This is a genomic window from Methylolobus aquaticus, from assembly GCF_054172105.1.
The window spans coordinates 164,445-190,362 of sequence record NZ_JBSYXP010000004.1 but is presented as its reverse complement, the minus strand read 5'-3'; the positions used below and the strand labels follow the sequence as shown (position 1 = coordinate 190,362).

Genomic DNA, 25,918 nt, shown 5'->3' with positions numbered 1-25,918 from the left:
GACTAATCGCCACCGGCTCGTCCCCAGGGTAACGCCGCTACAGTCGGTCCCTTGCTGCCGCCCAGTCGTCGTGCCCCTCCATTGCCCGGCAACAGGCCGAGAACCGGCAAGTCGAGCGCGAACTCCAGATCGTCGATCCCACGCACCCGACGATCGAGCATCTCCAAGCCGAGGGCAGCGAGCAGACCCAGCAACGAACCGAGAATTCCGGCCAGCGCGACGTTCAGCAAAGTTCGCGGGAACGAGGGTTCGAGCGGGGGCACCGCGGGATTCAGGACGGCGATATTCGTCTGACTGGCTTCGCCCTGGAGTCGGGTCTGGGAAAAACGCTGCATGGCTTCATCATAAGAACGTTGCGCGCTCTCGACTTCATGCGTCAATACCGCGAGTTCGTCGCGCTTGTTCCCCAGTTCCAGGACCTTTTGCTTCTCGGCTGCGATCGTGGCACGCAATTGAGCCTCGCGCTGCTTCGCAATGGTCACCCCCGAGTTGATTGCGTTGACGATGGTTGCAATTTCAAGTTTCAGTTTTTCCCGCAGGCTCGCCAGTTCAGCCTTTGCGCTGAGGTACTGGGGATGGTTGCGCCCCTCGCGATCGGATAGGTCCGCCAGTTTGGCCTCGGCCTGCGCGATCTGGGTCTTGAGGTTGACCACCAGCGGGTGGGAAATGATTTCCGGCAATGATTCCAGGGACCGCCCCGTGGTTCGTGCCGCCTGCAGTTCCTGTTGATGCGATAAGGCTTCTGAAAGGTCGGCCTGCGCCAACACCAGCTTCGACGACAGTTCTGCCAGGCGAGCGCTTTCCAGATCCCGCGTCTGGGAATCTGCCGCGAAGACGCCTTTTTCCCGCTCCAGATCGGACAGTCTGCCGCGGGCCCTTTCCAGGTTCTCGCGCAATCCCTTCAACTGTTCCTCGAACCATGCCGCATTCTGACGCGCCGGTACGGTTCGAAAGTTGAGATTGGTCTCGACGAAGGCCTTGCCGAAAGCATTGGCAATCATCGCAGCAAATTCCGGATCGGCAGCGGTGAAACTGATCCAGATCACGTTGCTTTGTTTGGAAGGCTCGACGGCAAGGTCGTTCAACAGCAGATCGGCCGTCCAGTCGCGGATGTTCCCGCGCCCTTCCGTGGCCAACTGATAGGACTCACGCAGTTCGGGGCTTTCGGTCAGTTTGGTAGCGTCGACCACCCGGACCGCGACCGCATGGCTCTTGATGATGTCGACCTGGGTCGCCATGTACGTGGGCAGAAGCTGCTGGGCATTGATAACAGCGCCGGTAATCGGATCCATGCCCTGGAAATCCACGATGAGTGTCGTGGCGGCGGTGTACTTCTTGGGCAGAAGCTTGCTGATCCCGTAGGCAGCGATCACGGTCACGAAAAATACCGCCGCGGCGATCTTCCACCTCGCCAGAAGAATCTGGAAAACCTGGTTAAAGTTCATCAGAACCAGCTCTCGTAAATGTACAGAACATCGTCGGGTTTGAGCATGTCGGTCGGCTCGACCTCGATCGTCACCTGCTCACCGTTGGGCTGTGTTCGGCGAACCTCCATGCCTCGCTCGGTCCCTTTCGTCGTCAGTCCACCACCCACCGAGATCGCCTGCTGCACGCTCATGTTGCGTTCGATCTTATAGTGCCCTGGTTTGGTGACCTCGCCATAGATATAGAATTGCGCGGCCTTCGGGACGAAAATAATATCCCCGCCCTGAACGGGAAGGTCATGCGTGGCGTCGGCATGCATCAGTGCGTGCAGGTCGATCTCGATTTTCTTGGTCGGATCCTCCTTGCGCGTCAGATAGGCCTTGTCCCCGCCAGTCTCCACGTTGACGCCGCCAGCGAGCGCAATGGCCTCCGTCACCCTGGTCGCTTCCTGAGTCGAAAATTTGCCGGGTGACCTGACCTCTCCCAGCACCGACACCTTCTGGCTGACGAACTCCTGCACCTTTACATGCACCTGGGCCTGCTTGATAAAGCCCCCACTGCTCAGTGCCCCCGTGATGAGCTTCTCGATCTCCGCCGGCGTCTTGCCGGAAACACTGACTTCACCGATCAAGGGAAAAGTGATCGAACCGGAATCGCTGACGCGCGTTTCGGTCAACAGTTCCGGGTAGTCATATACGTTGATCGACACGACATCGCCGGGGCCCAGCCGATAGTCCGCCGCCAGCGCGGCCGGCGCAAGGCACCAGGCCAGAATCAGCAGTATCAGCGAGTTGACCCCGCAGCCGGAACGCCGAAGGCGCTGCCAGCCACCTGCTAACGCCATCGGCTCCGGCATGTTTCGAGGGTTCATAGTGTTTCCGTAACCACGGTTCATACTCTTGTCCTGTTCCTTGGCAGCAAACTCGTTGGTGAGTCGCACGCCCGTTACTTTACCAAACCCGACAGCCCACGTTCGACGTGCGACGGCAAAGCTTGCCCGGGTAGCACTGACTCGTCTTGAGGCTTCGCCGGTGAAGGATCGGCCGCAGCAGCACGCTCAAACTCGCCGACATAGCGGATTTCAGCCTTTTCTCTCAGTTCCTTCACGAGTGCTGTGAGCGCCGTCCGCCGCTCCAAATTGAGCAGGTATTCCTTGATATTGACGCGCGCCTGCTCGCTGTCGAGCGGCTCTTCGCGAAAATCTCGAATGAAGATCAGCTGCGCCTCGGGACCATCGCGGAAAATCGCGATATCGCCCTTCGCCATCGGCAACAGTTTACCGGCAAGATCCATAGGCAACTGCTCGGCACCCCGACTGACCGCCACGAGGGCGTAGTCGACTTTTGCGGCCTTGAGGGCCTGCTCGATCTCACGCTCGCTGCGGGCGCCTTCAAGCTGTGCCAGCAACTCCTGAGGCAAGCTGTCACGCACGACGGTGAATTGGCCGAGCTCATACACGCGACGTTTGGCGAACAATTCGGGGTGCGACAGCTGGAAGGCTTGAACCTGCTCTGCGGTCGGTTCCGGACGACCGGCCGCCCGCCGCTCAAGAACGGCCTCGGCCAAAATGTTGGCGCGTGCCTGTTCGATCGCCCGCATGACTTGCGGATCGCGGTCGAGCTTCATGTCGACCGCGCGCTGCATCAGCAATTCACGATCGATGAGTTCATCAAGAATTTCCTGCTTGACCTTGGAGGCGAGCTCAGGCGCAGGGAGTTCCACGTTCGCCAGACGTTGGTTGAGTTCGTGGACGGTGACCTCGCGGCCGTTGACCTGCGCGGCAACCTGACCGCCCGCGTTCGGCTTCGGCTTGCAGCCAATTCCGGCGAAGACCATCGTCAGGCAACACACGGCCGCCGCCAGGGCCGCTCCTTTACGCGTTTCAGCGGAATCGACGCTCACGGCCGCTCCTGCCTCCATGTCATTCTTGATCGTCGAGACCGGCCGATACATCCAACCAGTCTCACCACACCCGGCGCAATGTTACCGTATCTGCCGCGCCTCAAAAAGCGTCCTTGTCCCTGAAGACAAGCAATACCGTCTTGAAGATGATCCAAAGATCCAAGGCCAGAGACCAGTTTCGCAAATAGTCCAGATCGTATTCCACCCGGGCTTTCATCTTGTCGACGCTTTCCGTCTCGCCACGAAATCCGTTTACCTGAGCCCAACCTGTAATACCGGGCTTGACTTTGTGGCGAATCATGTAGCCCTTGATAACCTTTCGGTACATCTCGTTGTGGGCCACCGCATGAGGCCTTGGACCAACGATACTCATCTTGCCTTCAAGCACATTCAGAAACTGAGGCAATTCATCCAGCGATGTCTTTCGAAGAATCCGTCCTAGCGGTGTGATTCGATCGTCGTCACGTCGTGCCTGAACGACGGTGTCGCCATCCTCACATACCCGCATCGTTCGAAACTTGTAGACGACGATCTCGTCGCCATCCAGGCCATACCGTCGCTGTTTGAAGATAATGGGACCCGGCGAAGTCAGCTTGACCCCCAAACCCACCGCAAGCATGACCGGCCATATGAGCAGCAAAATGAAAATCCCCAGCAGAATGTCGCTAACCCTTTTCACCAACCCGCGAAACCCATAGAACGGTGTTTCACAGATCGCCACCACCGGGATCCCGGTTATCCGGTCAATCCGCGCCTGGATAAGGTCGAACATGAAAATGTCCGGTACGAAATAGATCGAGGCCGTGGTGTCCCTGAGCTCGTCCAGTAAGCGGATGATGCGGGGCTGCGACGCCATCGGCAGACATACATAGATCAGATTGATTCCGTTCTCTTTGACGTAATCAGGCAAATCCTTCAGTTCGCCGAGTTTCTGTGCATCGGACACGAGAGGCAGGCGCTGGATCCGGCGGTCGTCAAAAAAGCCCTTGACGTGTGTATGCAGTAATCGATCGTCGTTTATCTTCCGGCAAAGCTCATACCCGAGCTGATTCGCTCCGACGATGACGGCATTACGGGTTTGCTGCGTTGCCGTGAGCACGTGGTAAATAGCGGAACGCGCCGCGACCTGGGCACTTAGTAGCACCACGGGCGTGATAACAAACCAGCGGATCAGCACCGCTTCCGAAAAATGACCATGCAACTCGGTTGCATATCCGAGAAATACGATGATCGCAACGATAATGACCCATCGCAACAGGATATTACTCAGCGCAACGAAAACCGGGAAACGCTGCAGGGCGCGGTAAAGGCTAATCTCCTCGAATACGTGCGCCGAAATCAAAAAAGACAGCAATGCCAAAATCACGTAGTAGCTGGTAAATACCTCTCCCTGCAAACGCACGGCCAACGCCAATGTCGCAACGATCATCGCGGGAAACAGGAGCAGCTTGACGAGGGTAACCAGCGGGAAGTCAACATTCGTCATGCTGCGCATGCTGCCGAGCGCCGACACGCGATACGCGTAAGTGGAAGGGCTTTCCTCCTCAACGTCCAAGGTTCTCGGCCTAGATTGCACGATCTTCATCATTCAGGTCTAAGTGGAAACATCAGTTACTGTGATCAGCACCACTCCCGATCAGGCTGGGAGCCGTTCGCTGAGACCCCGCCACCGCCTTGCCCAGCGACGGCAACCAACAGGGGGAATCCCGTTCTCAACATGCCGTCTGAGCACAGCTCGAACGACGATGGGGCCGCCCGCCTTTTGTCGTCACGTAGCCTGCCACCGACCGAAGCTCCCCCCAAAGGACTTCGGCCCTTAACCATTGGCATGATCTCGCTTACGCGCTGGCCGGTTGTGCCGTGGAACTCGCCCTCCACCACGCCCTCACAATGAAATGTCCCTGCCACTCCGGAAAGGTCGTCCATGGCAACCGGTGGGCACGGCCACGATGATCCCTGCCGTGACATCTGACGACCTGACGCGGGCAATCGCAGTCGGACAGTCTCGCCGCCCGCGCTGCGCAGTCGTCTCGTGTGAAGACCTCAGACGAATCTCGCCCATGGCGATAGACCGGCCCCAGGGCTATCGATCACCCCGTCACGCCGGGCCACTGACCGAATCTCACGTGCGCTATGCAACGGCACCCGCAATTAACCGCTAGCTCTGAATTAGAGCAAAAGCCCGTGGAAAAGGCCACTCGCCCGAATAGGAACAAAAGCATTCGGTCCATCCCATGGACCTGGCGCCATCAACTCTCCAGACCGTCGAGGTACTTTTCCGCATCGAGCGCCGCCATGCAGCCCGATCCCGCAGACGTCACGGCTTGACGGTAGACAGAGTCCGCGACATCGCCCGCAGCAAACACACCGGGCACACTGGTTGCTGTGGCATTGCCGCTCAGGCCACTGTTGACGACGATGTAGCCGGACCGCATTTCCAATTGGTCCGCGAAAATGTCCGTGTTCGGTTTGTGTCCAATGGCAATAAACACGCCATCGACACCCAATTCCTTCGTTGAGTGATCGGCAACGTTTTGTATCCGGATCCCGGTAACGCCGCTGTCGTCCCCGAGGACTTCATGCAGAACCTGGTTCCATTCGATCGACACATTCCCGTTGCGGGCACGGTCCAAAAGCTTTTCCGAGAGTATCTTTTCGGACCGGAACCGGTCACGACGGTGGACTACCGTGACGTGGGAGGCGATGTTGGAGAGGTAAAGCGCTTCCTCAACTGCGGTGTTGCCGCCACCGATCACCGCGACCGGTTTGCCCTTGTAAAAAAAACCGTCGCAGGTCGCGCAGGCTGACACGCCACGCCCCTTGTAGGCCTCCTCAGAGGGCAATCCAAGGTAGCGAGCCGATGCGCCGGTCGCGACGATCAGCGCATCGCAGGTGTAGGTTGCCGCATCGCCAGTCAGTCGGAACGGCCGTTCCGACAGCACCGCCGTGTGTATGTGATCGAAGACGATGTCGGCATTGAAGCGTTCGGCATGCCGTCGCATGCGTTCCATCAACTCGGGCCCCTGCACTCCGGCATCGTCGCCCGGCCAGTTGTCGACATCGGTGGTCGTCGTCAGTTGCCCGCCCATCTCGATCCCGGTCACCAACACTGGGCTGAGGTTAGCCCGGGCCGCATAGACGGCGGCGGTGTATCCCGCCGGCCCGGAACCGAGGATCAGCAGTTTGCAATGTCTGTCTTGTGCCATGTGCGCGCGCGTTTCGTCTGATGATTGCATGATTTTGAGGCGATTAGTATGACTGGGGGCGAAACGTCCGTAAACTCCGCGCTTGAAGTTCGACGGCCAAGTCTGAAACAATACCAAGGTATTGCTACACGTTTGATTCGGTGACGATTTTGGCACGACCACAGAAAAAGCAACCCGAACCGAAACCGGTTATCGAAAGGGACATTGGGTCCAGTTTGGTCAGGGCCATCCGCGAAGCGGGCTTCTTTACCTACTCGGCGCTCGGCCTGTTCCTGTTGATCGCACTGCTGACGTTCAGCACCGAAGATCCGGGCTGGACACACACCGGGATCGGCAAAACGATCGCCAATGGCGGAGGCGCAGTCGGGGCCTGGCTGTCCGACATGCTTCTGTCGCTCTTCGGGGTGATGGCGTTCGTATTCCCCTTTCTCCTGGGCGCTAACGGCTATGCCGTGTTCAAGGCCGCACCGGCCCGGGAGGCATTTCAGCCCCTGCACGGCCTCCTGCGCTGGTCCGGCCTTTTGCTGGCGATGATTTCAGGTGCCGGCCTGACCCACCTTTACCTCGCACAACTGCCAATCGATCTGCCGGAGTCCGGCGGGGGTTATGGCGGCATCGTCGGCAACGAAATAGTCAATCTCTCCTCTTTTGCGTTCGGCACGACGGGGGCAACCGTGCTTTTGACGGCCGCGTGCCTGGCGGGCGTATCGCTCTTCACGGGACTGTCATGGCTCGGTCTGGTCGATCAGATCGGCAAGGCCGCATTGTTGATCGGGCAAGGTTTCGGCACCGTCTTGGCCGGACTCGCGCGTCCCTCTACAGCACCCGCCGACGACCCGGTGGCCGAACGGGAGAGCGCAGCGCGAGAGGCTGCCGCGCCCAGTCGCGGCAAAAAGCCGACCACACCGGCTGTCTCCGTGACCGCGGCGCGCAAGCCTCCGGCAGCCGAAGCCGCCGCCGCGCCGTTCCCACAGGCTCCACCCAAGCCCTTGCCGCCGCAGCGTCTGGCAGCGGCCGCCAGCCCCGGCGCCCTGCCGCCCCTGGAACTGCTGAATGCCCATGCGCCCCAGGTCAAGGGCTATTCCCGGGCGGCTCTGGACGAGATGTCCCGACAGCTGGAGGCCATCCTGGGCGATTTCGGCGTCGAGGCGGAGGTCGTCGAGGTACACCCGGGACCGGTGATTACCCGGTTCGAACTGCAGCCGGCGGCGGGAGTCAAGGTCAGCCGAATCACCGGACTCGCCAAGGATCTGGCGCGTGCGCTGTCGGTCACCAGCGTTCGAGTCGTCGAGGTCATCCCGGGAAAGTCGGTGGTCGGCCTGGAAATCCCGAATCAGGAGCGGGAGATCGTGCTGTTGCACTCGGTGATTTCTTCGTCACAGTACCGCGATAACGCCTCGCCGCTCACACTGGTGCTCGGAAAGGACATCGGCGGACAGCCGGTGGTCGCCAACCTCGGGAAGATGCCGCACCTGCTCGTCGCAGGCACGACCGGGTCGGGAAAATCGGTCGCAATCAACGTGATGATTCTGAGCATCCTCTATAAGGCGCGGCCCGAGGATGTGCGCCTGATCATGATCGATCCCAAGATGCTCGAACTGTCGATCTACGAAGGAATCCCGCACCTGCTGACGCCAGTTGTGACCGACATGAAGGAGGCGGCCAACGCCCTGCGTTGGTGCGTGGCCGAAATGGAACGCCGCTACAAGCTGATGTCCCTGGTGGGCGTCCGCAATCTCGCGGGCTTCAACCAGAAGGTAGCGGACGCCAGCGCCGCCGGTGCCGGTCTGCGCGACCCGCTATGGAAGCCCGGGCTCGACGAAGATGCCGAGGCGCCGGTACTGATGCCCTTGCCGACGATCGTGATCGTCATCGACGAATTGGCCGACCTGATGATGATCGTCGGCAAGAAAGTCGAGGAGTTGATTGCGCGACTGGCACAGAAGGCGCGCGCCGCCGGCCTGCATCTGATCCTCGCGACGCAACGACCGTCGGTCGATGTCATCACGGGCCTGATCAAGGCCAATATCCCGACACGCTTGTCGTTTCAGGTTTCCTCCCGCATCGATTCCCGGACCATCATCGACCAGGGCGGCGCCGAGGCCTTGCTGGGCAACGGCGACATGCTTTATCTGCCGCCGGGAACGGGATTCCCGCTGCGCGCCCACGGCGCTTTCGTCTCGGACCAGGAAGTGCACGCTATCGTGGACTTTCTGAAAGCCTCGGGGCAGCCGCAGTACCTCGAAGACATTACGCGTTTCAGCGAAGACTCCGTCGACTTCGGTGGCGGCCGGACTGGCGGGAGCGAATCAGGTGACGAATTGGACCCGCTTTACGACGAAGCCGTGCGCTTCGTGACCGAAAGCCGCAAAGCGTCGATTTCCAGCGTGCAGCGGCGCTTCAAGGTCGGCTACAACCGCGCCGCGCGAATGGTTGAGGACATGGAGAGCGCCGGCATTGTCGGTCCTGCTGAAACGAACGGCAGCCGCGAAGTCCTGGCCCCGCCGCCGCCGGAGGCGTGAGTCAGCGAAGCGGACCGTCCGGATCCCGCAACTCTAGAGATCCAGTCCCAGGGGATTGTCCGGATCGACGTTCGGCATGAAGGGAACGCGGCGGTTCTTGTCGGTCACCTGGTAGATGCGACCCAGCCAGTTATTGAACAGCGCGCCGGCGGAGTCCCGCCAGGTGTTGTCGAGATGGGACACGACATAGGCTTCGGGAAATTCGGGGATCGGCCGACCCACGCGTTTTGCACTGCGCAGGTGCTGGCCGTATTCGTTCAGAACCCCGGCGACCTCGAGATTGAAGTAGTGCTCGGGAAACGGGGGATAATCTTCCCGTTCTCCCTGTACATAGCGCGCAATCTCGCGCTTGTATTCCTTCAGCAGGCTGATCGTGTCGTACTCCGGGTGACCCTGGAAAAACACGACACGAAATAGGTCCGGACTCACCGCCAGGTGAACCCCCGCTTCCTCGCTCTCGACCAGCACCTTGAGACCGGCGCTTTCCATATCCTCGCGAAAAATCTCGTTGAACCGGGAGTGTGGCACGTCGAAACGGGTATTGATGTTGGAAACCAACGGATGGCGGCGTTCCACCACTCGGTGGGAATAGACGCCCCAGCGCTTTCCTCCCAAATGCGTCCGCTGGATTCCGTAACAGTACTGAAACAACGCGTGCGTCGCGAGACATGAGCACAGAATCGATGTCACATTCTCCCGCGCCCAGTCGAATACTTCGGTCAGGGGCTCCCAGAATGTCTCCTCGGGCAAGCTCGGCTGAGACACGTTGGCGCCGCTGACGATCAAGCCGTCGAGGCCTTCGTCGCGGAGTTGCGCGAAGGTCTCGTAATGCCGCGCGATGTGCTCCCGGGCCGCCTCACCGCGCGGGAGTCCCTCGATCGTGAACGGATGCATGTGAAACTGGACGATCGGGTTCGCAGCCCCGACCAGTCGGAAGAACTGGCGCTCGGTCGCTTCCAGCGCGGCATCAGGCATCATGTTCAGCAACCCGATATGCATCTCCCGGATGTCCTGATGCTCCGCCACATCAACGGAGAGCACGGGCTGCCCCTCGTCGATAAGACGCTGAAACGTAGGCAGCGCGGTGTGGGCAACCAAAGGCATGGGGTCAGGATCCTCCGCAAGGGCTCAGGCCCGTCACACTAGCGACCCAGAGCGGCCGCGATCAGTTCCAAAAAATCGCTCTCGTCGCGAACCTGCGCGGCATCGGCCACATCCAGCGTGTAGCCGTAGCGATCGGCGATGGCCTGGTACCGCGGCAGTCGGGCGTGGAACAGTCGGGGAAACACCCAGGTCACGAATTCGTCCGGAGGAATCTCGTCGACGCTGCCGTAGCCCCGCTCGGCCACGAAAACCGGCAGTTGCTGGTCGAGGAACTCGGGACGGTAATACAAGGGCTTGGGATCCAGGCGCGCGCGTTCGATCAGCACCTGCTCCAGCTCAGGAGTAGTCCGGAGGTATACGATGAGCGTATTCTCGGCCAGCAGCGCCAGCGTCTCGCGATCGTCAAGCTCACAAACACTCCCGCCGGCATCGTTGATGAAATGCTGATAGCCATAAATCTCCCGCGCCTTTTCACGGAATGCCGGCACATCCCGCATCGCCATGATCTCGGCCTGACGGTGCAGGGCCTGGCGTCGCTTGAATTCAACCAGCGACAGTCCTCCGGCTGCGGGATTACCGAGTTTGCCGAGAAACGTCGAAATCGGCGCCAGATTCCCGACGGTGATGTTGCTGCCAATGTAGATCGAGTCGGACAGCAGCAGATCCCGGAGGAAGGGCACGTCCATCGCCCGTCGCTTGATGTTGTCCAGGATTGGCTCTTCCAGATATTTGGTGCCGATCCGGTAATCGCCTGAGTAGTGAAACCAGCGATCCTTGGGCAATTTGTCGGCCAGCGTGGTCTTGCCCACGCCGGACATGCCGAGCAGCGTGATCGCTTTGCGCTCACAATCCAGGAATTCCCGTGGGGTCATGCGCATCGTCTGAAATCCGCCTCAGGGTCCTTGGACCGGGGGTTCATCGGGGGTGTTGATCATGTGGTACGCGGTCCGCGCCAGCGCTTCGAACAGGCCCTGTTTGAAGCGCGGATCGACATCGGTCTCGTCCAGCGCCCGGCCCATGCACTGCAACCACTGATCGGCTTCAGCGGAGCCGATCGCAAACGGAAAATGACGCATGCGCAGACGCGGATGGCCGAACTCCTCCATATAGAGGTTCGGCCCGCCCAGCCAGCCGGACAGAAATTTGAACAACTTGTCCCTGGATCCCGCGAGGTCCGCCGGGTGCATCGCCCGAATCGGCGCCGCTTCGGGCAGCGTCTCCATGTAGCCGTAAAACCGCTCGACGAGATCGCGCAGTCCAGCTTCGCCGCCCAGTAGCGCGTAGGGGCTGGGCGCAGGGGTTCCGTTCATCATCTCGGCCAGTGGTTCGTCCAGCACGTATCTTATCGCACGCGGGCCGCTCGGGCGCGCCCGGAAAAGCCGAGCGTGCGCCTGTCGGGGTGACCCACTCTCGTCAAGGTGTAACCGTTCACACCCCCTCGGGTATCGGTAACGGGAGTGGAACCGGGGAGACGGGACCGTCTGCGGGACGGACCCCGCAGCCGAGCCGACAGGGACGTCTTCACGGCGTGTCTCGTCTCCCCGGCCCCTCCAGCAACAGGATGGGTGTGAACGCTTACGCCACGGTACGTGATTGCCGCTGGCAAGCCCGCCTGACACAATAATGGACCACGCGCCGTATCCCTTGCGACCCGCGAAGTCGGTGCCTTGCCGCGGATTCATCCGCGCCCTCCAACCCGATACGGCGATCCGGAACTTCCCAACCTGCCTGTTCGTGTTCATGTCCGACGACCCGACGCCTCCCTCCTCAGCATCGCCACTGGCCCCTCCCCTGCCCACCCGACAGCGGCGCTCGCTGACCTGGGGCGGCCTACACGGCTGCGCGGACGCGCTGGCCCTCGCCGCGGCCGTCGCACACAGCGAGGAACTCCTTTTATTGGTGACGACCGACACGCAGACTGCGCTTCGGCTGGAACACGAGATCGCTTTCTTCGCCGGCCCAAAGTGCACCATCCTGCCGTTCCCTGACTGGGAAACGCTGCCCTACGATGTGTTCTCGCCGCTGCCGGAGATCGTGTCACAGCGTCTGAAGACCTTGGCCGAACTCGGCGACCATCGCAAGGGAATACTGATCACATCCGCCGGAACCTTGATGCAACGGCTGGCGCCCCGCAATCACATCGTCGGCAAGACGTTTGCGATCAAGCCCAGTAGCCGGATCGATCTGGCGGAGATCCGTCAGCGCCTGGAGAGTGTGGGCTATCAATGCGTGTCTCAGGTGCTCCAGCACGGCGATTTCGCCGTACGCGGCTCCATACTCGACCTGTTTCCGATGGGCAGCAACCACCCCTATCGGATCGAACTGTTCGACGACACCGTGGAATCGATCCGCACCTTCGACACGGAGACCCAGCGATCCATCGAACGCGTGCCGGCGATCAATTTGTTTCCGGCGCGGGAGTTTCCATTCGACGACGCGGCCATCAAGCACTTCCGACGCCAGTTCCGGGAACGCTTTCCGGAGGCTGCGCATCACAGCGACATCTACCAGGATGTCACCAAAGGCCTGGCACCTGGGGGCATAGAGTATTACCTGCCGTTGTTCGTCGAACAGACCGAGACGCTGTTCGATTACCTGCCGCCAGGCACCACGATCGTACTGCATGGTGACGTCGCCGGCGCTGCCGCCGCCTTTCACGAGGAGGCGGTCGAACGCCACCGCCAGCGCGAAGGTCATCTCGACCGCCCTCCGCTGCGGCCTGAGCAGCTCTTTCTCGATGCTGCCGAACTCGATGCGCGTATTGCGCGCTTCAGGCAAATCGGGATCGATCCCGCGAACGGGTCGGCGCCGACCCGTGACACGATTGCATTCGATACGCCCCCGCTGCCGGTCGTCGCTCTCGATGCGAAGTCGGGGGAAGCCGCGGCCGCCTTGAAGGCCTTTCTGGAACAGCTGTCGGGCCGCGTGCTGTTCGTTGCGGAAACGGCTGGTCATCGCGAAGCGCTGCGGGAAACGCTCGCGAAGCATGCGCTGCGCCCACGACTGTTCGATGGCTGGGGAGCATTCCACGCCGCGGATGCGCCGCTCGGTCTCGTCATAGCGCCCGTCGAGCACGGGCTGTGGTGCCGGAGCGAGGGGCTGGCCGTCATCACCGAGACACAACTCAGCGGCGAGCGAGCCCAGCAGCGCCGGCGCCGCCGACGCAGTAGCGAGCGCACCTTCGACCAGTTGCTCCGCGATCTCGAGGACCTCGAGATCGGCGGACCGGTGGTCCACCAGGATTATGGTGTCGGACGCTATCAGGGTCTGCAGCGGCTGACCGTCGGCGGCATCGACGGGGAATTCCTGACGCTGGAATATGCCAATCAGGAAAAGGTCTACGTACCGGTCGCATCGCTGCACCTGATCGGTCGCTATAGCGGCGCCGCACCCGAAAGCGCACCGCTCCACAAGCTGGGCGGCGACCAGTGGCAGAAGGCCAAACGGCGCGCACTGGAGCGCGCCAAAGACGTGGCCGCCGAGTTGCTGGACATTTACGCCCGGCGCGCCGCGAAGGCGGGCCGCGGGTGCACCTTGACGGCCGACGAATACGCAGCCTTCGCCGCGGGCTTTCCGTTCGAAGAGACGCCGGACCAAGAGCAGGCCATCCAGGACGTCTTGCGCGGCATGTGCTCCCCGGAGCCCATGGATCGGGTCATCTGCGGCGATGTGGGTTTCGGCAAAACCGAGGTCGCGATGCGCGCCGCCTTCGTCGCCGCGCAAAACGGGCTGCAGACAGCCGTGCTGGTGCCGACGACCCTGCTCGCTCAGCAGCATTTCCAGAATTTCCGCGACCGCTTCGCCGATACTCCGGTGCGGGTCGAATTGCTGTCGCGCTTCGTCGGGCGCAAGCAGCAGCAGGAGACGATCGATGCCGTCAAGGACGGCAAGGTGGACATCCTGATCGGCACCCACAAGCTGATGCAGAAGGGCATCGAGTTCAAGCAGCTCGGCCTCGCCATCATCGACGAGGAACATCGTTTCGGGGTCGCGCACAAGGAGCACTTCAAGAAACTTCGAACGGAACTCGATTTCCTGACGCTGACCGCGACACCGATCCCGCGGACCTTGAACATGGCGTTGTCGGGACTTCGGGACATTTCGATCATCGCGACCCCGCCGCCCAACCGGCATGCGATCAAGACCTTCGTCAGCGAATGGGAGGACGCGCTGGTCCAGGAAGCCATCCTCCGCGAGATCAAGCGCGGGGGTCAGGTCTACTTCCTGCACAACAAAATCGAAACGATGGAAAAGACCGCGGCCCGGCTGGAAGCGCTGGTCCCGGCCATTCGCCTGCGCATCGCCCACGGCCAGATGCCGGAGCGGGAGCTCGAAAAGATCATGCTGGACTTCTATCACCAGCGGTTCAACGTGCTGATGTGCACGACCATCATCGAGAGCGGCATCGACGTGCCTTCCGCCAACACCATCATCATCGATCGGGCGGACCTGCTCGGGCTGGCCCAGCTGCACCAGTTGCGCGGCCGCGTCGGCCGCTCGCATCACCGGGCTTACGCCTATCTGATCACGCCGCCGAAAAGTGCCATCACCGCGGATGCGCTGAAGCGCCTCGAAGCAATCGAAGCCTCGGGCGAGCTCGGCGCGGGCTTCGTACTGTCAACCCATGACCTTGAGATCCGCGGCGCCGGCGAACTGCTCGGCGACGAGCAAAGCGGGCAGATTCAGGAAATCGGCTTCGGACTGTACACCGAACTGCTGGAACGCGCGGTGGCCGCGTTGAAGTCGGGCAAGCAGCCGGAGCTCGAACTTTCGCACGAGGCCGGTCCCGAGATCGATTTGCAGAGCCCCGCCCTGATCCCGGACGACTATCTGCCCGACGTACATAATCGGCTGGTGTTGTACAAGCGGATCGCAGGCGCCGGCAGTGCCGGGGAACTGCGCGATCTGCAGATCGAGATGATCGACCGCTTCGGACTCCTTCCGCCTGCCGCGAAGACGCTGTTCAGCGTCGCCGAATTGAAGCTCCGCGCGCGCGAGCTGGGTATACAAAAAATCGAGGTTGGCGCGACCGGGGGTCGCATTCTGTTTGCGCCGAATCCGAACATTGACCCGATCAAAATTATTCTGTTGATCCAGCAACCGGCCGGCAAGTACCGACTCGATGGCCCCGACAAACTCCGGTTCAATCAGAGCTTCGAAGGCCCGGAGGAAAAGGCCGCCTACCTCGAAGAACTGCTTGCCAAACTCGCTGCCTGACCGGATGCGCATGTCATCCACTGCCGCCCCTCTTGTAACGGTCTCCGGCGTAAGACATAATGGCCGTCCTTTGGAAGGGCGCTCGATTCGGATGCCCTCGACAACGAATTGCGTCGGTCCCCTCGCAACGATACGTCGCAAACCCCGCCAGGCCCGGAAGGGAGCAACGGTAGCAACGAACTCGTGTGCCGAGGTGTGGCTGACGCTCCCCTTCGCCGCCCTCTCCGTACGCTGGTCGATCGCCGCCCATGGCTTATCTAGCCCTCGCGCGCAAGTGGCGTCCGCGAAACTTCGACGAAGTCGTCGGGCAAGAGCACGTCATCAAGGCGCTGAAGCACGCGCTGCAATTCGACCGAACCCATCACGCCTACCTGTTCGCCGGTACCCGCGGCGTCGGCAAGACCACGATTGCGCGGATTCTGGCCAAGGCGCTGAACTGTCAGGCCCGCGACGGCTATAACCCGTGCGGATCCTGTGCCACCTGTCAGGAACTCGACGGCGGCCGTTTCGTCGATCTGATCGAGGTCGACGCCGCATCGCGCACCAAGGTGGAGGACACGCGCGACCTTCTGGAGAACGTCCAGTACGCCCCGAGCTACGGCCGCTACAAGGTCTATCTGATCGACGAAGTGCACATGCTGTCGGCGCATAGCTTCAACGCCCTGTTGAAGACCCTGGAGGAGCCGCCCCCCCATGTGCAATTCCTGCTGGCCACGACCGACCCGCAACGAATCCCGGTCACGGTCCTGTCGCGGTGCCTCCAGTTCAACCTGAAGCATCTCAGCGCCGAGCAGATCCGCAGCCAGCTAGAGCACATCGCGCAACAGGAGCACATCGACCATGACGCCAGCGCGTTGCGCGCCCTGTCGCGAGCCGCCGCCGGCAGCATGCGGGATGCACTGAGCCTGATGGATCAGGCGATCGTCCATGGCGGCGGCAGTTTGCGGGAGGCCGAGCTGAGTTCGATGCTCGGTACCGTTGCCCGAGAACCCGTATTCGGCTTGCTGACGGCCATCGCTGCGCAGGACGCTGAGGCCGTGCTGCAGCTGACCGCCGAGATTGCGCAGTACACACCTGATTTCACCGACGTACTGCAGCATCTTCTGGCGATCCTTCATCATGCCGCACTCGCGCAGTGGGCACCCGACATCCTGAAACGTGACGAGGACGCAGACCGCATCAAGGCCCTTGCCGAACAACTCAGTGCCGAAGACCTCCAGCTGTTCTACCAGATCGCCCTGATCGGACAACGTGACCTGCCGCTGGCCACGGATCCCCAGAGCGGATTCGAGATGGTTCTGCTGCGGATGCTGGCGTTCCGCCCCACCGTAAGCTCGGTTCGAACCCCATCGCAAAGCGCGGCGCCAGTCCGGACGCCGGGGGCCAGTGCCTCTCCGCGCGCCAGGCATGAGCCGCCGGTCGCCCACGCGAATCCCGTTGTCGTCGATTCCGTCAGGCCGGTGCCTGCAGTGGCCGCTTCGCCCGCCTCACCGTTACGCGCCGCCCCAGGCTCACCCAACAGCGAATGGGCGGGTCTGATCGAAGCCACCGGGCTGGGTGGAATGGCGCGCGAACTCGCTAGCCACTGCCTGCTGCGGACGCTGACGCCCGAAGCCTGCCATCTGATTCTGGGCCGCCCTCAGGCGCATCTCCGAACACCCCAGGTCGAGAGCACGATCGAGGCAGCGCTGCGAAAACATCTGGCCACCCCGGTGAAGCTGACGATCAGTGTCGAAGGCGAAGTTGATGACACCCCCGCCATTCAACAGCAGCGCGCGCGCGAGGAGCGACAGCGCCGGGCTGAACTGACGATCGAGCAGGACGACAACGTGAAGGCCTTCAAAGAGTTGTTCGATGCCGAGATCGTATCGGGCTCGATCCGTCCTTTGGACTGAACTGAGGAAAACGACCATGAAGAATCCCTTGGGCGCCTTGATGCAGCAGGCGCAGAAAATGCAGGAAAACTTTCAGAAAGCCCAGGAAGAATTGGCCAATACCGAGGTGCACGGCGAAGCCGGCGGCGGCTTGGTCAAAATCAACATGAACGGCAAGAAGGAGGTCCTGAGGGTCAGCATCGATGACAGTTTGCTGGCCAACGACCGGGACATGCTCGAAGACCTCGTCGCCGCGGCCGTGAACGATGCCGTCCGCCGTGTCAACAAACTCAAGCAGGAGAAGCTCTCCGGCCTGACCGGCGGCCTCGATCTGCCGGGGGATTTCAAGCTGCCCTTCTGATGCGCCGCGGCACCCAATGCTCCCGGTTGCACCACTGCGGGGCGCCCTCCGCTGGCTGCCAAGCAGCGCGAGCCGAGCCTGTGGCAGCCACAATCCCCGACCCAGCATGAGAAAAAGCGGCGCTCTTGTCGAACTCGTCAACGCCCTCCGATGCCTGCCCGGCGTCGGTCCGAAGTCGGCACAGCGGATGATGTTCCATCTGCTACAGCGGGACCGGGACGGTGCCGCGCGCCTTGCGACGGCACTGCAACATGCCCTGGGGCGGGTCTCGCAGTGCAGCGAATGCCGCACCCTGACCGAATCGCCACTGTGCGACCTCTGCGCGAGCCCGACTCGCGACCGGACACTGCTGTGCGTCGTGGAGACCCCGGCCGACGTGTATGCCATCGACGACGCAGCGAACTACGGAGGCCTGTTCTTCGTGCTGAACGGACGGCTGTCGCCGCTGGACGGCATCGGCCCGCAAGAGCTACGCCTCGATCACCTTGAAAACCGACTCCGCTCGGGCGAGGTGCGCGAAGTGATACTCGCGACGAACGCCACCGTTGAGGGCGAAGCGACCGCGCACTACGTAGCCGAAATGGCCCGCCATTTCGGTGTCCGGCCAAGCAGGATCGCCCACGGCGTGCCGTTCGGGGGCGAGTTGGAATACGTTGACGTGAACACCTTGTCCCACGCCTTCAAGGGCCGGCAGGAACTGTGACCCCGGAGGACCCAGCGATGTCCGAGTGTTTGTTTTGCAAGATGGTTGCCGGGGAAATCGCACCCGACATTGTTTACGAGACGTCGGAGGTACTCGCGTTTCGCGACATCCATCCGCAGGCGCCGGTCCACATCCTCGTCATCCCGAAGCGCCATATCGCCACCCTGGATGATTTACCGGACGATCAGCCGGCCCTGGCAGCGGAACTGCTAGCCGCAGCGCGCCGCGTTGCCGCGCAGTCAGGAGTGGCGGAAAGCGGCTACCGCACCGTCATCAATTGTCGATCAGACGCCGGGCAGGCAGTCTATCATCTGCATCTGCACGTGCTCGGCGGCCGCCGACTGCACTGGCCGCCCGGCTGAGCGCTCCCGCCGCACCAGCCTCCGAGCATGCCGCGAACACGGACCAGCGCCTACTCGTTGAAGTCGATACCGCCCACCGTCCAACTGGCCGCATTACCCTCCTCGGTGCCTGTGTACTGGATCTTGCAGGCGTACTTCTTTTCCACCAACTTCTGATTCTCGTCCGGCGCGCGCACCGAGGATCGAATCAGGTAGGTCCGGTTACCTAGCGCCCAAGCCTCGTAGTCACTGCTGTTCAGGTCGGCGCCGTCCCCCAGTTCGAATTCGTCCTTGAACGCGCTCTTGCAGTGGGTGAACGCGAAATCGGTGCGGGCATTACGGATATTCCCGAGTTCCTCATCCTCCTCGACACTGTCCTCGAAGAACATATCCGACTCGGCCACTTTGGTAACAAAGGGAATGATCCCCTTATTCTGGAAGAAATAGAGGCCAATGATGAATAAAATCAGCAAAATGGCCGAATGCTTTCTCCTCATATGATCCCTCCTCGAAACTTCTAGCTTTGTCGACCGACTAAGCGACCCCCGGTGTGCCGCCGCCGAATGGTTCTTCAAACTCCGCAGCCATCGTGGCCGGTACGGCATCGGCGAAGGGTCGCGCCGCGCCTTGAAGCGCCACGCTGACAAGCAACCCGACCTTTGTGAGAATAAAGAAGGGCGCGATGATACCAAAGCGCCGCGCGCCGGGAAATTCGGCCGCTGCCCCGATGCCGAAATAGCCACTGTTAAGACCCGCGACCATGCCGAATGACAGCAAGTTGGTCATTGCAATTTCATCGCGCGCCTTGTTCGACCTGGACGAGTCACACCGCGTCTTCGAAACCAGCGGCAAGGAGGCCTACTGCCGCTACCAGATCGAGCACGAAGACGAGGCCCTGGCGCCGGGCGTCGCGTTCCCCCTGGTCAGCAAACTGCTGGCGCTCAACAACGAGCGCCCCTCTCCTCTGGTCGAGGTGATCCTGATGTCGCGCAACAGCGCCGACACCGGCCTGAGGATCTTCAACTCGATCCGGCACCACGGACTGTCGATCAGCCGGGCAGCCTTCACGGGCGGTCAGACGCCATTCCAATACATCTCAGCCTTCGGGGCTCATCTGTTTCTTTCGGCGCACGCCGAGGATGTCGTCGCAGCACTGGATGCCGGTTTGGCCGCTGCGACCATCATCGGATCCAGCCCGCTGGGCAGCGCATCGGCCCAGCTGCGCATCGCGTTCGACGGGGATGCGGTGTTGTTTTCGGATGAGTCTGAACGGATCTATCAGGCGCGGGGTCTGGCGGCCTTCACCGAGAACGAAGCGGCGGCGGCCCGCACGCCCTTGTCGGGTGGGCCCTTCAAGGACTTTCTGGCGGCGCTGCACCATATCCAGACCCAGTTTGAGGCCGATCAGGCGCCGATCCGAACCGCATTGGTCACCGCCCGGGCGGCGCCGGCCCATGAGCGGGTCGTGCGTACCCTCCGCGCCTGGAATATCCGGATCGACGAGGCCCTATTCCTGGGGGGGATGGACAAGGGTCTGTTTCTACGCGCTTTCGGCGCGGATATCTTCTTCGATGATCAGCGCGGACACTGCGAATCCGCAAGCCGCCACGTGGCGACCGGCCACGTGCCTCACGGCATCACTAACCGCTGATCACAGCAGCGTCTTGTAGGGCTCGCCGGCGATCTCCCTGGCCAGCCGCGGCACCAGATACCCGGGCAACTGGCGGCGCAGGGATTCGTGGATGGCGCGCGCGCGTTCGTCGCTCACGAGGAAATGCGCGGTGCCCGACGCCCGATCCAGCTGATGCAGGTAATACGGCAGCACCCCGGCCAGCGCGAGCCGGCGGTTCAGCGACGCCAGCACCTCAGCCTCATCGTTGATCCCGCGCAGCAATACGGTCTGATTCAGTAGCATGAAGCCTTTGTCCCGCAGTTGCTGCAGCGCGGCCAGAACCGCGCCGTCCACCTCGTTCGGATGATTCGCGTGGATCACCATCACCGTCACCAGCCGGCTGGAAGCCAAAGCATCAGTCAGGCCATGCGTGACTCGTGACGGCAGCACGACCGGCAAGCGCGTATGGACCCGCAGCGTCTGGAGATGCGGGATGGCCGCCAGCCGCCCGACCAGGTCGGACAACCGGGTATCGGACAGCACCAAGGGATCGCCGCCGCTCAGGATGACTTCACCGATCGATGGATCGGCAGCCAGGTAGCCCAAAGCCTCCGATTCCGCTTGCCGGCCGAGTTGGTACGCGCCATACGGGAAGCCGCGGCGGAAACAATAACGACAGTTGATCGCGCAGGCACCGGTGGTCACCAACAAGGCTCGGCCATGGTATTTGTGCAACACGCCGGGCACTACCGCAGCAGCCTGATCGCCGACCGGATCGGCACTGAACCCGGGGGCGCTGAACAGTTCCTCCCGGGCTGGCAGGACCTGCAACAGCAAGGGATCGTGCGGATCGCCCCGGCGCATGCGGTTGGCATAGCTGCGGGTGACGCGGAACCCAAAGGCCTTCACAGCGGCCGCATCGGCAAGCTCTGAATCCTCGAGACCCAGATGGGCGAGCAAGTGCCCAGGGTCGGTGAAGCACTCGGCCAGATCGGCCTGCCAGCGAAAGGTAGTCACCTGCGAATGGGTATCGGCTTGTCGTCAGGGGAAAGGCCGGCATTATAATGGCCGGCTTTATCGAAAACTCCGAACGACGAGGAAAAGATGGCTCTTATCAGCACCAGTGAATTCAAGGGCGGACTCAAGGTCATGCTTGACGGCGACCCGTGCACGATACTCGAGAACGAGTTCGTCAAGCCGGGTAAGGGCCAGGCTTTCAATCGCGTCCGGCTGCGCAATCTGAAAACGGGCCGTGTAGTAGAGCGAACCTTCAAGTCGGGTGACACGCTCGAAGGTGCCGACGTGGTCGATACGGACATGCAGTACCTCTACAGCGACGGCGAGCAGTGGCACTTCATGGCACCGGAAACGTTCGAGCAGCATGGTGCTGACGCCAACGCCGTCGGCGACGCCGTGAAGTGGCTCAAGGAACAGGACATGTGCACGGTCACGCTGTTCAACGGCTCCCCGATCGCCGTCAGCCCGCCGAACTTCGTCGAGCTGACGATCACCGAGACCGATCCGGGCATCCGCGGCGATACCTCGGGCGGCGGCGGCAAGCCGGCGACGCTCGAAACGGGTGCGGTGGTGCGCGTCCCGCTGTTCGTCCAGACCGGCGAAGTCATCAAGGTCGACACCCGCACAGGCGAATACGTCTCGCGTGTCAAGTAGCCCCGATTGGGTACCCGCAGCGTCGCCCGACGCGCTGCGGGCACGCGCGGCCATGCTCCGTGCCATCCGCGCCTTCTTTGCCGACCGAGAGGTCCTCGAAGTCGAAACCCCGCTGCTGGCGGCCCGCAGCGCGACCGAACCGCACCTGGTTCCCTTCGAAACACTGTTTCGCCCCGCCGGGGGTGGAGCAGGTTTGCAGCAACGGTTATTCCTGCAGACCTCCCCCGAATTCGCGATGAAGCGACTGCTGGCCAGCGGCCTCGGCTCGATCTACCAGATCTGTAAAGCTTTTCGGAATGAGGAGCGCGGTCGGTTGCACAACCCGGAGTTCACCCTGCTTGAATGGTATCGCGTAGGCTTCGGCCTGAACGAACTGATTCGGGAAACGGAAAGCCTGCTCCGCAGCCTGTTGACTCCGTCGCGCCCAACCATCCGTTCCGTTTGCTGCGACTACCGCTCACTGTTCGAACAAGAGGTCGGCACCGATCCGATCAGCGCTGATTTTCCTGCCTTGGCGCGGGCCGCCGAACGCCTGGGTTATCCCGAGGCCGCGGTCCTGTGCGCCGAGGCGCGTCCCGTCTGGCTGGATTTTCTATTCAGCCAGTGCGTGCAGCCAAAGCTTGCGGACTGGGATCTGGTGTTCGTGACGGATTTTCCGGCATGCCTGCCGTCGCTGGCCCGTAACCATCCGGACAATCCGGCCATCGTCGAGCGCGTCGAAGTCTTCATCGACGGCATTGAACTCGGCAACGGCTTTCACGAACTCGCGGATCCAGTCGAACAGACGCGCCGTTTCGAGGAGGACATGGCCGCGCGCCGGGCACTCGGCCTGCACGAACCGGAAAAAGACGCGCGCCTGCTGGCGGCGCTGGCGGCGGGTTTGCCTGACTGTTCCGGGATCGCTATCGGGCTGGACCGGCTCCTCATGGGGATCCTGGGTGCCTCACAAATCGAAGACGTGCTTGCCTTCCCGGTCGAACGCGCCTGACCGCCGGCTGAATGTTCCCGATTCACGGCTCAGGGTGCGGCGTCAACCGCCTCGAAGTGGTAGCCGTCGGGGCCCCACGCCAGAACGGGCTGCCCCGTTATCCATTCCGCCAGCACGATGCGCTGCGCGATCCGCTCGCCGAGCATTGTCTCATGCACCGCCGGTCGGTGCGTATGACCGTGAATGAGCCGTTCCACACCGAACTTGTGCAGGGTCTGGACCACGGTACCGGGGTTGACATCCATGATCTCCGCCGTCGTGGCCCCCTTGTGCCGACTGCTGCGGAAGCGATACCAGCGCGCGTATAGGCGCCGGGCGAACAAGGGCTTTCCGAGAGCATTGGCCTTCCACTCCTCGGTCCTGACACGCTGCCGCGCGGCCTGGTAGCGCACATCGTCGGTACACAGCAGGTCACCGTGGGTCAGCAGGGTCGGCGTACCGTAGAGGTCGATGACGGCGTAGTCGCCCAGCAGTTCGATTCCGGCGGCCGCGCCAAAGCGCGGACCGAGCAGAAAATCGCGGTTGCCGTGCTGAAAGTGGACGCGTGTGCCGCGGTCAGCCAGGGCTCGGAGCGCACGACGAACCACACCGTTGGGGAATCGGTCATCGTCGTCGCCGATGTAGGCGTCGAACAAATCTCCGAGAATAAAGAGCGCCTCCGCACGGGGCGCTCGCCGCTCCAGAAAACTCAGAAAAGCGCGAACGGTCTCCGGACGCACCGCGGCCAAGTGCAGGTCGGAGATGAACAAGGTCTCCCGCTGCATGCCGTCAGCCTCGGCGGCACTGACCGGCACCAGCCGGCTGGCGCAGCGGCAGGTCACCTCGGCCTTCATTCAAAACATCGAAACAACGTGGTATCATAAGCATTGTGGTAGGCCACCCGGTGCTTGACCGGGACGGGGTGGCAGGAACAACCCCTTCGGGGGTTTTTTAGTTTCTGTGCGACAGATAACCATGGGCCTTGAGCCCATTTTTTGTTTGGCAGCGAGCAAATTCAGATCCGTGATGGTTGGCAAAGAGTCCGATCGCCTGACTCAGCTCATCGAGCCGATTGTGGCACAACTCGGTTACGAGTTGGTCGGCATTGAATTCGACGGGCGGAGCCGCGTGCTGCGCGTCTACATCGACCGCGCAGAGGGCATCGTCGTCGACGATTGTTCCCGGGTCAGCTACCAGGTCAGCGGCATGCTGGATGTCGAAGACCCGATCCCCGGTCAATACCAGCTAGAAGTGTCGTCGCCAGGGCTCGACCGGCCCCTGTTCACGCTGAGTCACTTCGAACGCTTCATCGGGTCTATCGCCAACATCCGGCTCCGGATGCCCGTCGACAATCGCCGGCGCGTCAAGGGCCGGATTGTCGGCGTCGAAGGCGAAGAGATCCTGGTGGAAGAGGATACGGGCACACTGCGACTGCCCTACGGCGCGATCGACCGGGCGCGGCTGGTACCCGAATTCCAGAAGACAACGAATAAAGGATGACGCCATGGCCAATAAAGAAATACTGCTCGTCGTCGATGTGGTCTCGAACGAGAAGGACATCGAGAAGGAGGTCATTTTTGGTGCCATAGAGGACGCCTTGAAGACGGCGACCATCCGGCGCCACGAGAACCGCATCGATGCCCGGGTTTCCATCGACCGCAAGACCGGCGACTACGAGACGTTCCGGCGTTGGGAAGTGATCGAACCCACCGAGGATTTCCCGGATGCGCCGGAATTCCCCGAGAAGCAGATCTTCTTGGATGAAGCGCGCAAGCGCAATCCCGCACTGATGCCCGGCGACTTCATCGAGGAACCGATCGAGTCAATCGAGTTCGGACGCATCGCCGCCCAGACCGCCAAACAAGTCATCGTGCAGAAAGTGCGCGAGGCGGAACGGCGCAAGATCCATCAGGAATGGGAAGGACGGATCGGCGAACTCGTTACCGGCATCGTCAAGCGCGTCGAACGTGGGAACGTCATCCTGGACCTCGGCGGTAACGTCGAGGCGCTGATTCCTCGGGACGAGATGATTCCCCGCGAAGCCGTGCGCTCCGGCGACCGACTGCGTGGGCTGCTGCGCGCGGTCCGCAACGAGCCCCGCGGCCCGCAGCTTTTCCTCAGCCGCAGCGCGCCGGAATTGCTGATCGCACTGTTTCGACTGGAGGTCCCGGAGGTTGGCGAGAACGTCATTGAAATCAAGGGTGCGGCTCGCGACCCGGGCATCCGGGCCAAAGTCGCGGTGAAGAGCAACGATCCCCGGCTCGACCCCGTCGGCGCCTGCGTCGGCATGCGCGGTTCCCGCGTGCAGGCCGTGTCGAATGAACTCGCCGGCGAACGGGTCGACATCATCTTGTGGAACGAGAACGAAGCCCAGTTCGTGATCAATTCCATGTCGCCGGCCGAAATCGTCTCGATCGTCGTCGACGAGGACCGCCATTCCATGGACATTGCCGTCGCCGACGAAAACCTGTCCCAGGCCATCGGACGCAATGGGCAGAACGTGCGGCTGGCCAGTCAGCTGACCGGCTGGGAGCTCAACGTCATGAGCGCCACCCAGGCCGAAGCGAAGAACGAGGAAGAGGCGCTGAAGCTGATCGCCTCGTTCATGACCCAGCTCGAAGTGGATGAAGACGTCGCACAGATCCTGGTTCGAGAGGGCTTTTCGAGCATCGAAGAGCTCGTCTACGTGCCGACGAAGGAGATGCTGGAGATCGAGGAGTTCGATGAGGAATTGGTCGAGGAACTGCGCAATCGCGCCCGCGACGCACTGCTGATCAAGGCCATCGCGACCGAAGAGAAAATCGAAACCACGCAGCCGGCTCAGGACCTTCGCGACCTGGAGGGAATGGACGACGAGACTGCCGAACGGTTGGCCGCAGCGGGCATCCATACCGTTACCGATCTGGCGGACCTGGCGGTGGATGAGTTGATGGAGATCGACGGGATGAGCGAGCAGCGCGCCGCGGACTTGATCATGCAGGCGCGTTCCCCGCTGTTTGCTGAGGGTTAGGCT

The 25,918-nt window shown here is 61.9% G+C and carries 23 protein-coding genes and 1 other RNA gene; 12 read left to right on the top strand and 12 right to left on the bottom strand.

The features are described from left to right. Positions 1-2 precede the first annotated feature (2 nt). The 5 genes from epsF to trxB all read right to left on the bottom strand — a co-directional run bounded on the left by epsF (position 3) and on the right by trxB (position 6,533). A complete protein-coding gene (epsF, locus tag ACW73L_RS06920; RefSeq protein ID WP_498920950.1) occupies positions 3-1,445 on the bottom strand; it encodes a chain length determinant protein EpsF in 1,443 nt (480 codons plus the stop codon). Further along, positions 1,445-2,296, bottom strand: coding sequence for a polysaccharide export protein EpsE (epsE, locus tag ACW73L_RS06915; RefSeq protein WP_498920948.1), 852 nt, complete (start codon positions 2,294-2,296; stop codon positions 1,445-1,447). The genes epsF and epsE overlap by 1 nt, the downstream gene beginning before the upstream one ends. A 74-nt stretch (positions 2,297-2,370) precedes the next feature. Further along, positions 2,371-3,327: an EpsD family peptidyl-prolyl cis-trans isomerase gene (locus ACW73L_RS06910; protein WP_498920946.1), complete on the bottom strand. Its 957-nt coding sequence runs from the start codon at positions 3,325-3,327 to the stop codon at positions 2,371-2,373. A 100-nt stretch (positions 3,328-3,427) separates the two neighbouring features. Then, positions 3,428-4,912 (bottom strand): undecaprenyl-phosphate glucose phosphotransferase, encoded by a 1,485-nt coding sequence (locus ACW73L_RS06905; protein WP_498920944.1) that lies wholly within the window; start codon positions 4,910-4,912, stop codon positions 3,428-3,430. A 664-nt stretch (positions 4,913-5,576) separates the two neighbouring features. After that, positions 5,577-6,533 (bottom strand): thioredoxin-disulfide reductase, encoded by a 957-nt coding sequence (gene trxB / locus ACW73L_RS06900; protein WP_498920942.1) that lies wholly within the window; start codon positions 6,531-6,533, stop codon positions 5,577-5,579. A 140-nt stretch (positions 6,534-6,673) separates the two neighbouring features. Here trxB and ACW73L_RS06895 point away from each other — a divergent pair, with 140 nt between their 5' ends. Then, a complete protein-coding gene (locus tag ACW73L_RS06895) occupies positions 6,674-9,055 on the top strand; it encodes a DNA translocase FtsK (protein WP_498920941.1) in 2,382 nt (793 codons plus the stop codon). A 33-nt stretch (positions 9,056-9,088) separates the two neighbouring features. Here the strand turns inward: ACW73L_RS06895 and metA are convergent, their stop codons facing one another. Genes metA through ACW73L_RS06880 form a run of 3 tightly spaced genes read right to left on the bottom strand, consistent with a single transcriptional unit; the run spans position 9,089 to position 11,469 of the window. Beyond that, entirely contained in the window at positions 9,089-10,159 is a 1,071-nt protein-coding gene (gene metA / locus ACW73L_RS06890; protein WP_498920939.1) for a homoserine O-succinyltransferase MetA, read from the bottom strand. 38 nt (positions 10,160-10,197) lie between these two features. Then, positions 10,198-11,037: an ATPase gene (locus ACW73L_RS06885; RefSeq protein WP_498920937.1), complete on the bottom strand. Its 840-nt coding sequence runs from the start codon at positions 11,035-11,037 to the stop codon at positions 10,198-10,200. Positions 11,038-11,052: 15 nt separating this feature from the next. Continuing rightward, positions 11,053-11,469, bottom strand: coding sequence for a group II truncated hemoglobin (locus ACW73L_RS06880; protein WP_498921166.1), 417 nt, complete (start codon positions 11,467-11,469; stop codon positions 11,053-11,055). 430 nt (positions 11,470-11,899) lie between these two features. Between ACW73L_RS06880 and mfd the strand changes: the two genes are divergently transcribed. The 6 genes from mfd (at position 11,900) to ACW73L_RS06850 (ending at position 18,676) form a co-directional block, all read left to right on the top strand. Continuing rightward, the gene (gene mfd, locus ACW73L_RS06875) at positions 11,900-15,376 is read left to right on the top strand and encodes a transcription-repair coupling factor (RefSeq protein ID WP_498921165.1); all 3,477 of its coding nucleotides are present in this window, start codon (positions 11,900-11,902) and stop codon (positions 15,374-15,376) included. A gap of 111 nt (positions 15,377-15,487) precedes the next feature. After that, positions 15,488-15,584: signal recognition particle sRNA small type (ffs, locus tag ACW73L_RS06870), an RNA gene on the top strand. A gap of 40 nt (positions 15,585-15,624) precedes the next feature. Continuing rightward, positions 15,625-17,271, top strand: coding sequence for a DNA polymerase III subunit gamma/tau (dnaX, locus tag ACW73L_RS06865; protein ID WP_498920936.1), 1,647 nt, complete (start codon positions 15,625-15,627; stop codon positions 17,269-17,271). 16 nt (positions 17,272-17,287) lie between these two features. Next, positions 17,288-17,611: a YbaB/EbfC family nucleoid-associated protein gene (locus ACW73L_RS06860; RefSeq protein WP_498920934.1), complete on the top strand. Its 324-nt coding sequence runs from the start codon at positions 17,288-17,290 to the stop codon at positions 17,609-17,611. Between the two features lie 106 nt (positions 17,612-17,717). Beyond that, entirely contained in the window at positions 17,718-18,314 is a 597-nt protein-coding gene (gene recR, locus ACW73L_RS06855; RefSeq protein WP_498920933.1) for a recombination mediator RecR, read from the top strand. A 17-nt stretch (positions 18,315-18,331) separates the two neighbouring features. Further along, positions 18,332-18,676, top strand: coding sequence for a histidine triad nucleotide-binding protein (locus ACW73L_RS06850; protein ID WP_498920931.1), 345 nt, complete (start codon positions 18,332-18,334; stop codon positions 18,674-18,676). 50 nt (positions 18,677-18,726) lie between these two features. Here the strand turns inward: ACW73L_RS06850 and ACW73L_RS06845 are convergent, their stop codons facing one another. Then, on the bottom strand, positions 18,727-19,152 hold the full coding sequence (locus ACW73L_RS06845) for a hypothetical protein (RefSeq protein ID WP_129883605.1): 426 nt from the start codon (positions 19,150-19,152) through the stop codon (positions 18,727-18,729). A 37-nt stretch (positions 19,153-19,189) separates the two neighbouring features. Then, the gene (locus ACW73L_RS06840) at positions 19,190-19,441 is read right to left on the bottom strand and encodes a hypothetical protein (RefSeq protein ID WP_129883606.1); all 252 of its coding nucleotides are present in this window, start codon (positions 19,439-19,441) and stop codon (positions 19,190-19,192) included. Here ACW73L_RS06840 and ACW73L_RS06835 point away from each other — a divergent pair. Next, positions 19,416-20,306 carry a 5'-nucleotidase gene (locus ACW73L_RS06835; protein ID WP_498920929.1) on the top strand — a complete coding sequence of 297 codons (891 nt, stop codon included), beginning with the start codon at positions 19,416-19,418 and terminating at the stop codon, positions 20,304-20,306. The genes ACW73L_RS06840 and ACW73L_RS06835 overlap by 26 nt on opposite strands. On the opposite strand, the gene epmB is transcribed toward ACW73L_RS06835, so the two are convergent. Beyond that, a complete protein-coding gene (gene epmB / locus ACW73L_RS06830) occupies positions 20,307-21,284 on the bottom strand; it encodes an EF-P beta-lysylation protein EpmB (RefSeq protein ID WP_498920927.1) in 978 nt (325 codons plus the stop codon). A gap of 87 nt (positions 21,285-21,371) precedes the next feature. Here epmB and efp point away from each other — a divergent pair, with 87 nt between their 5' ends. Both efp and epmA read left to right on the top strand, forming a co-directional pair. Beyond that, positions 21,372-21,938, top strand: a complete 567-nt coding sequence (efp, locus tag ACW73L_RS06825; RefSeq protein WP_498920925.1) for an elongation factor P — start codon at positions 21,372-21,374, stop codon at positions 21,936-21,938. After that, positions 21,928-22,926 carry an EF-P lysine aminoacylase EpmA gene (gene epmA / locus ACW73L_RS06820; protein WP_498920924.1) on the top strand — a complete coding sequence of 333 codons (999 nt, stop codon included), beginning with the start codon at positions 21,928-21,930 and terminating at the stop codon, positions 22,924-22,926. Before efp ends, epmA begins: the two co-directional genes overlap by 11 nt. Before the next feature lie 29 nt (positions 22,927-22,955). On the opposite strand, the gene ACW73L_RS06815 is transcribed toward epmA, so the two are convergent. Continuing rightward, complete coding sequence (locus ACW73L_RS06815; RefSeq protein ID WP_498920922.1) at positions 22,956-23,759, bottom strand: UDP-2,3-diacylglucosamine diphosphatase; 804 nt, start codon at positions 23,757-23,759, stop codon at positions 22,956-22,958. A gap of 172 nt (positions 23,760-23,931) precedes the next feature. Between ACW73L_RS06815 and rimP the strand changes: the two genes are divergently transcribed. Together rimP and nusA are read left to right on the top strand one after the other, a co-directional pair. After that, positions 23,932-24,405 carry a ribosome maturation factor RimP gene (rimP, locus tag ACW73L_RS06810; protein ID WP_129883611.1) on the top strand — a complete coding sequence of 158 codons (474 nt, stop codon included), beginning with the start codon at positions 23,932-23,934 and terminating at the stop codon, positions 24,403-24,405. Between the two features lie 4 nt (positions 24,406-24,409). Next, positions 24,410-25,915, top strand: a complete 1,506-nt coding sequence (gene nusA / locus ACW73L_RS06805; protein ID WP_498920921.1) for a transcription termination factor NusA — start codon at positions 24,410-24,412, stop codon at positions 25,913-25,915. Positions 25,916-25,918: the final 3 nt, after the last annotated feature.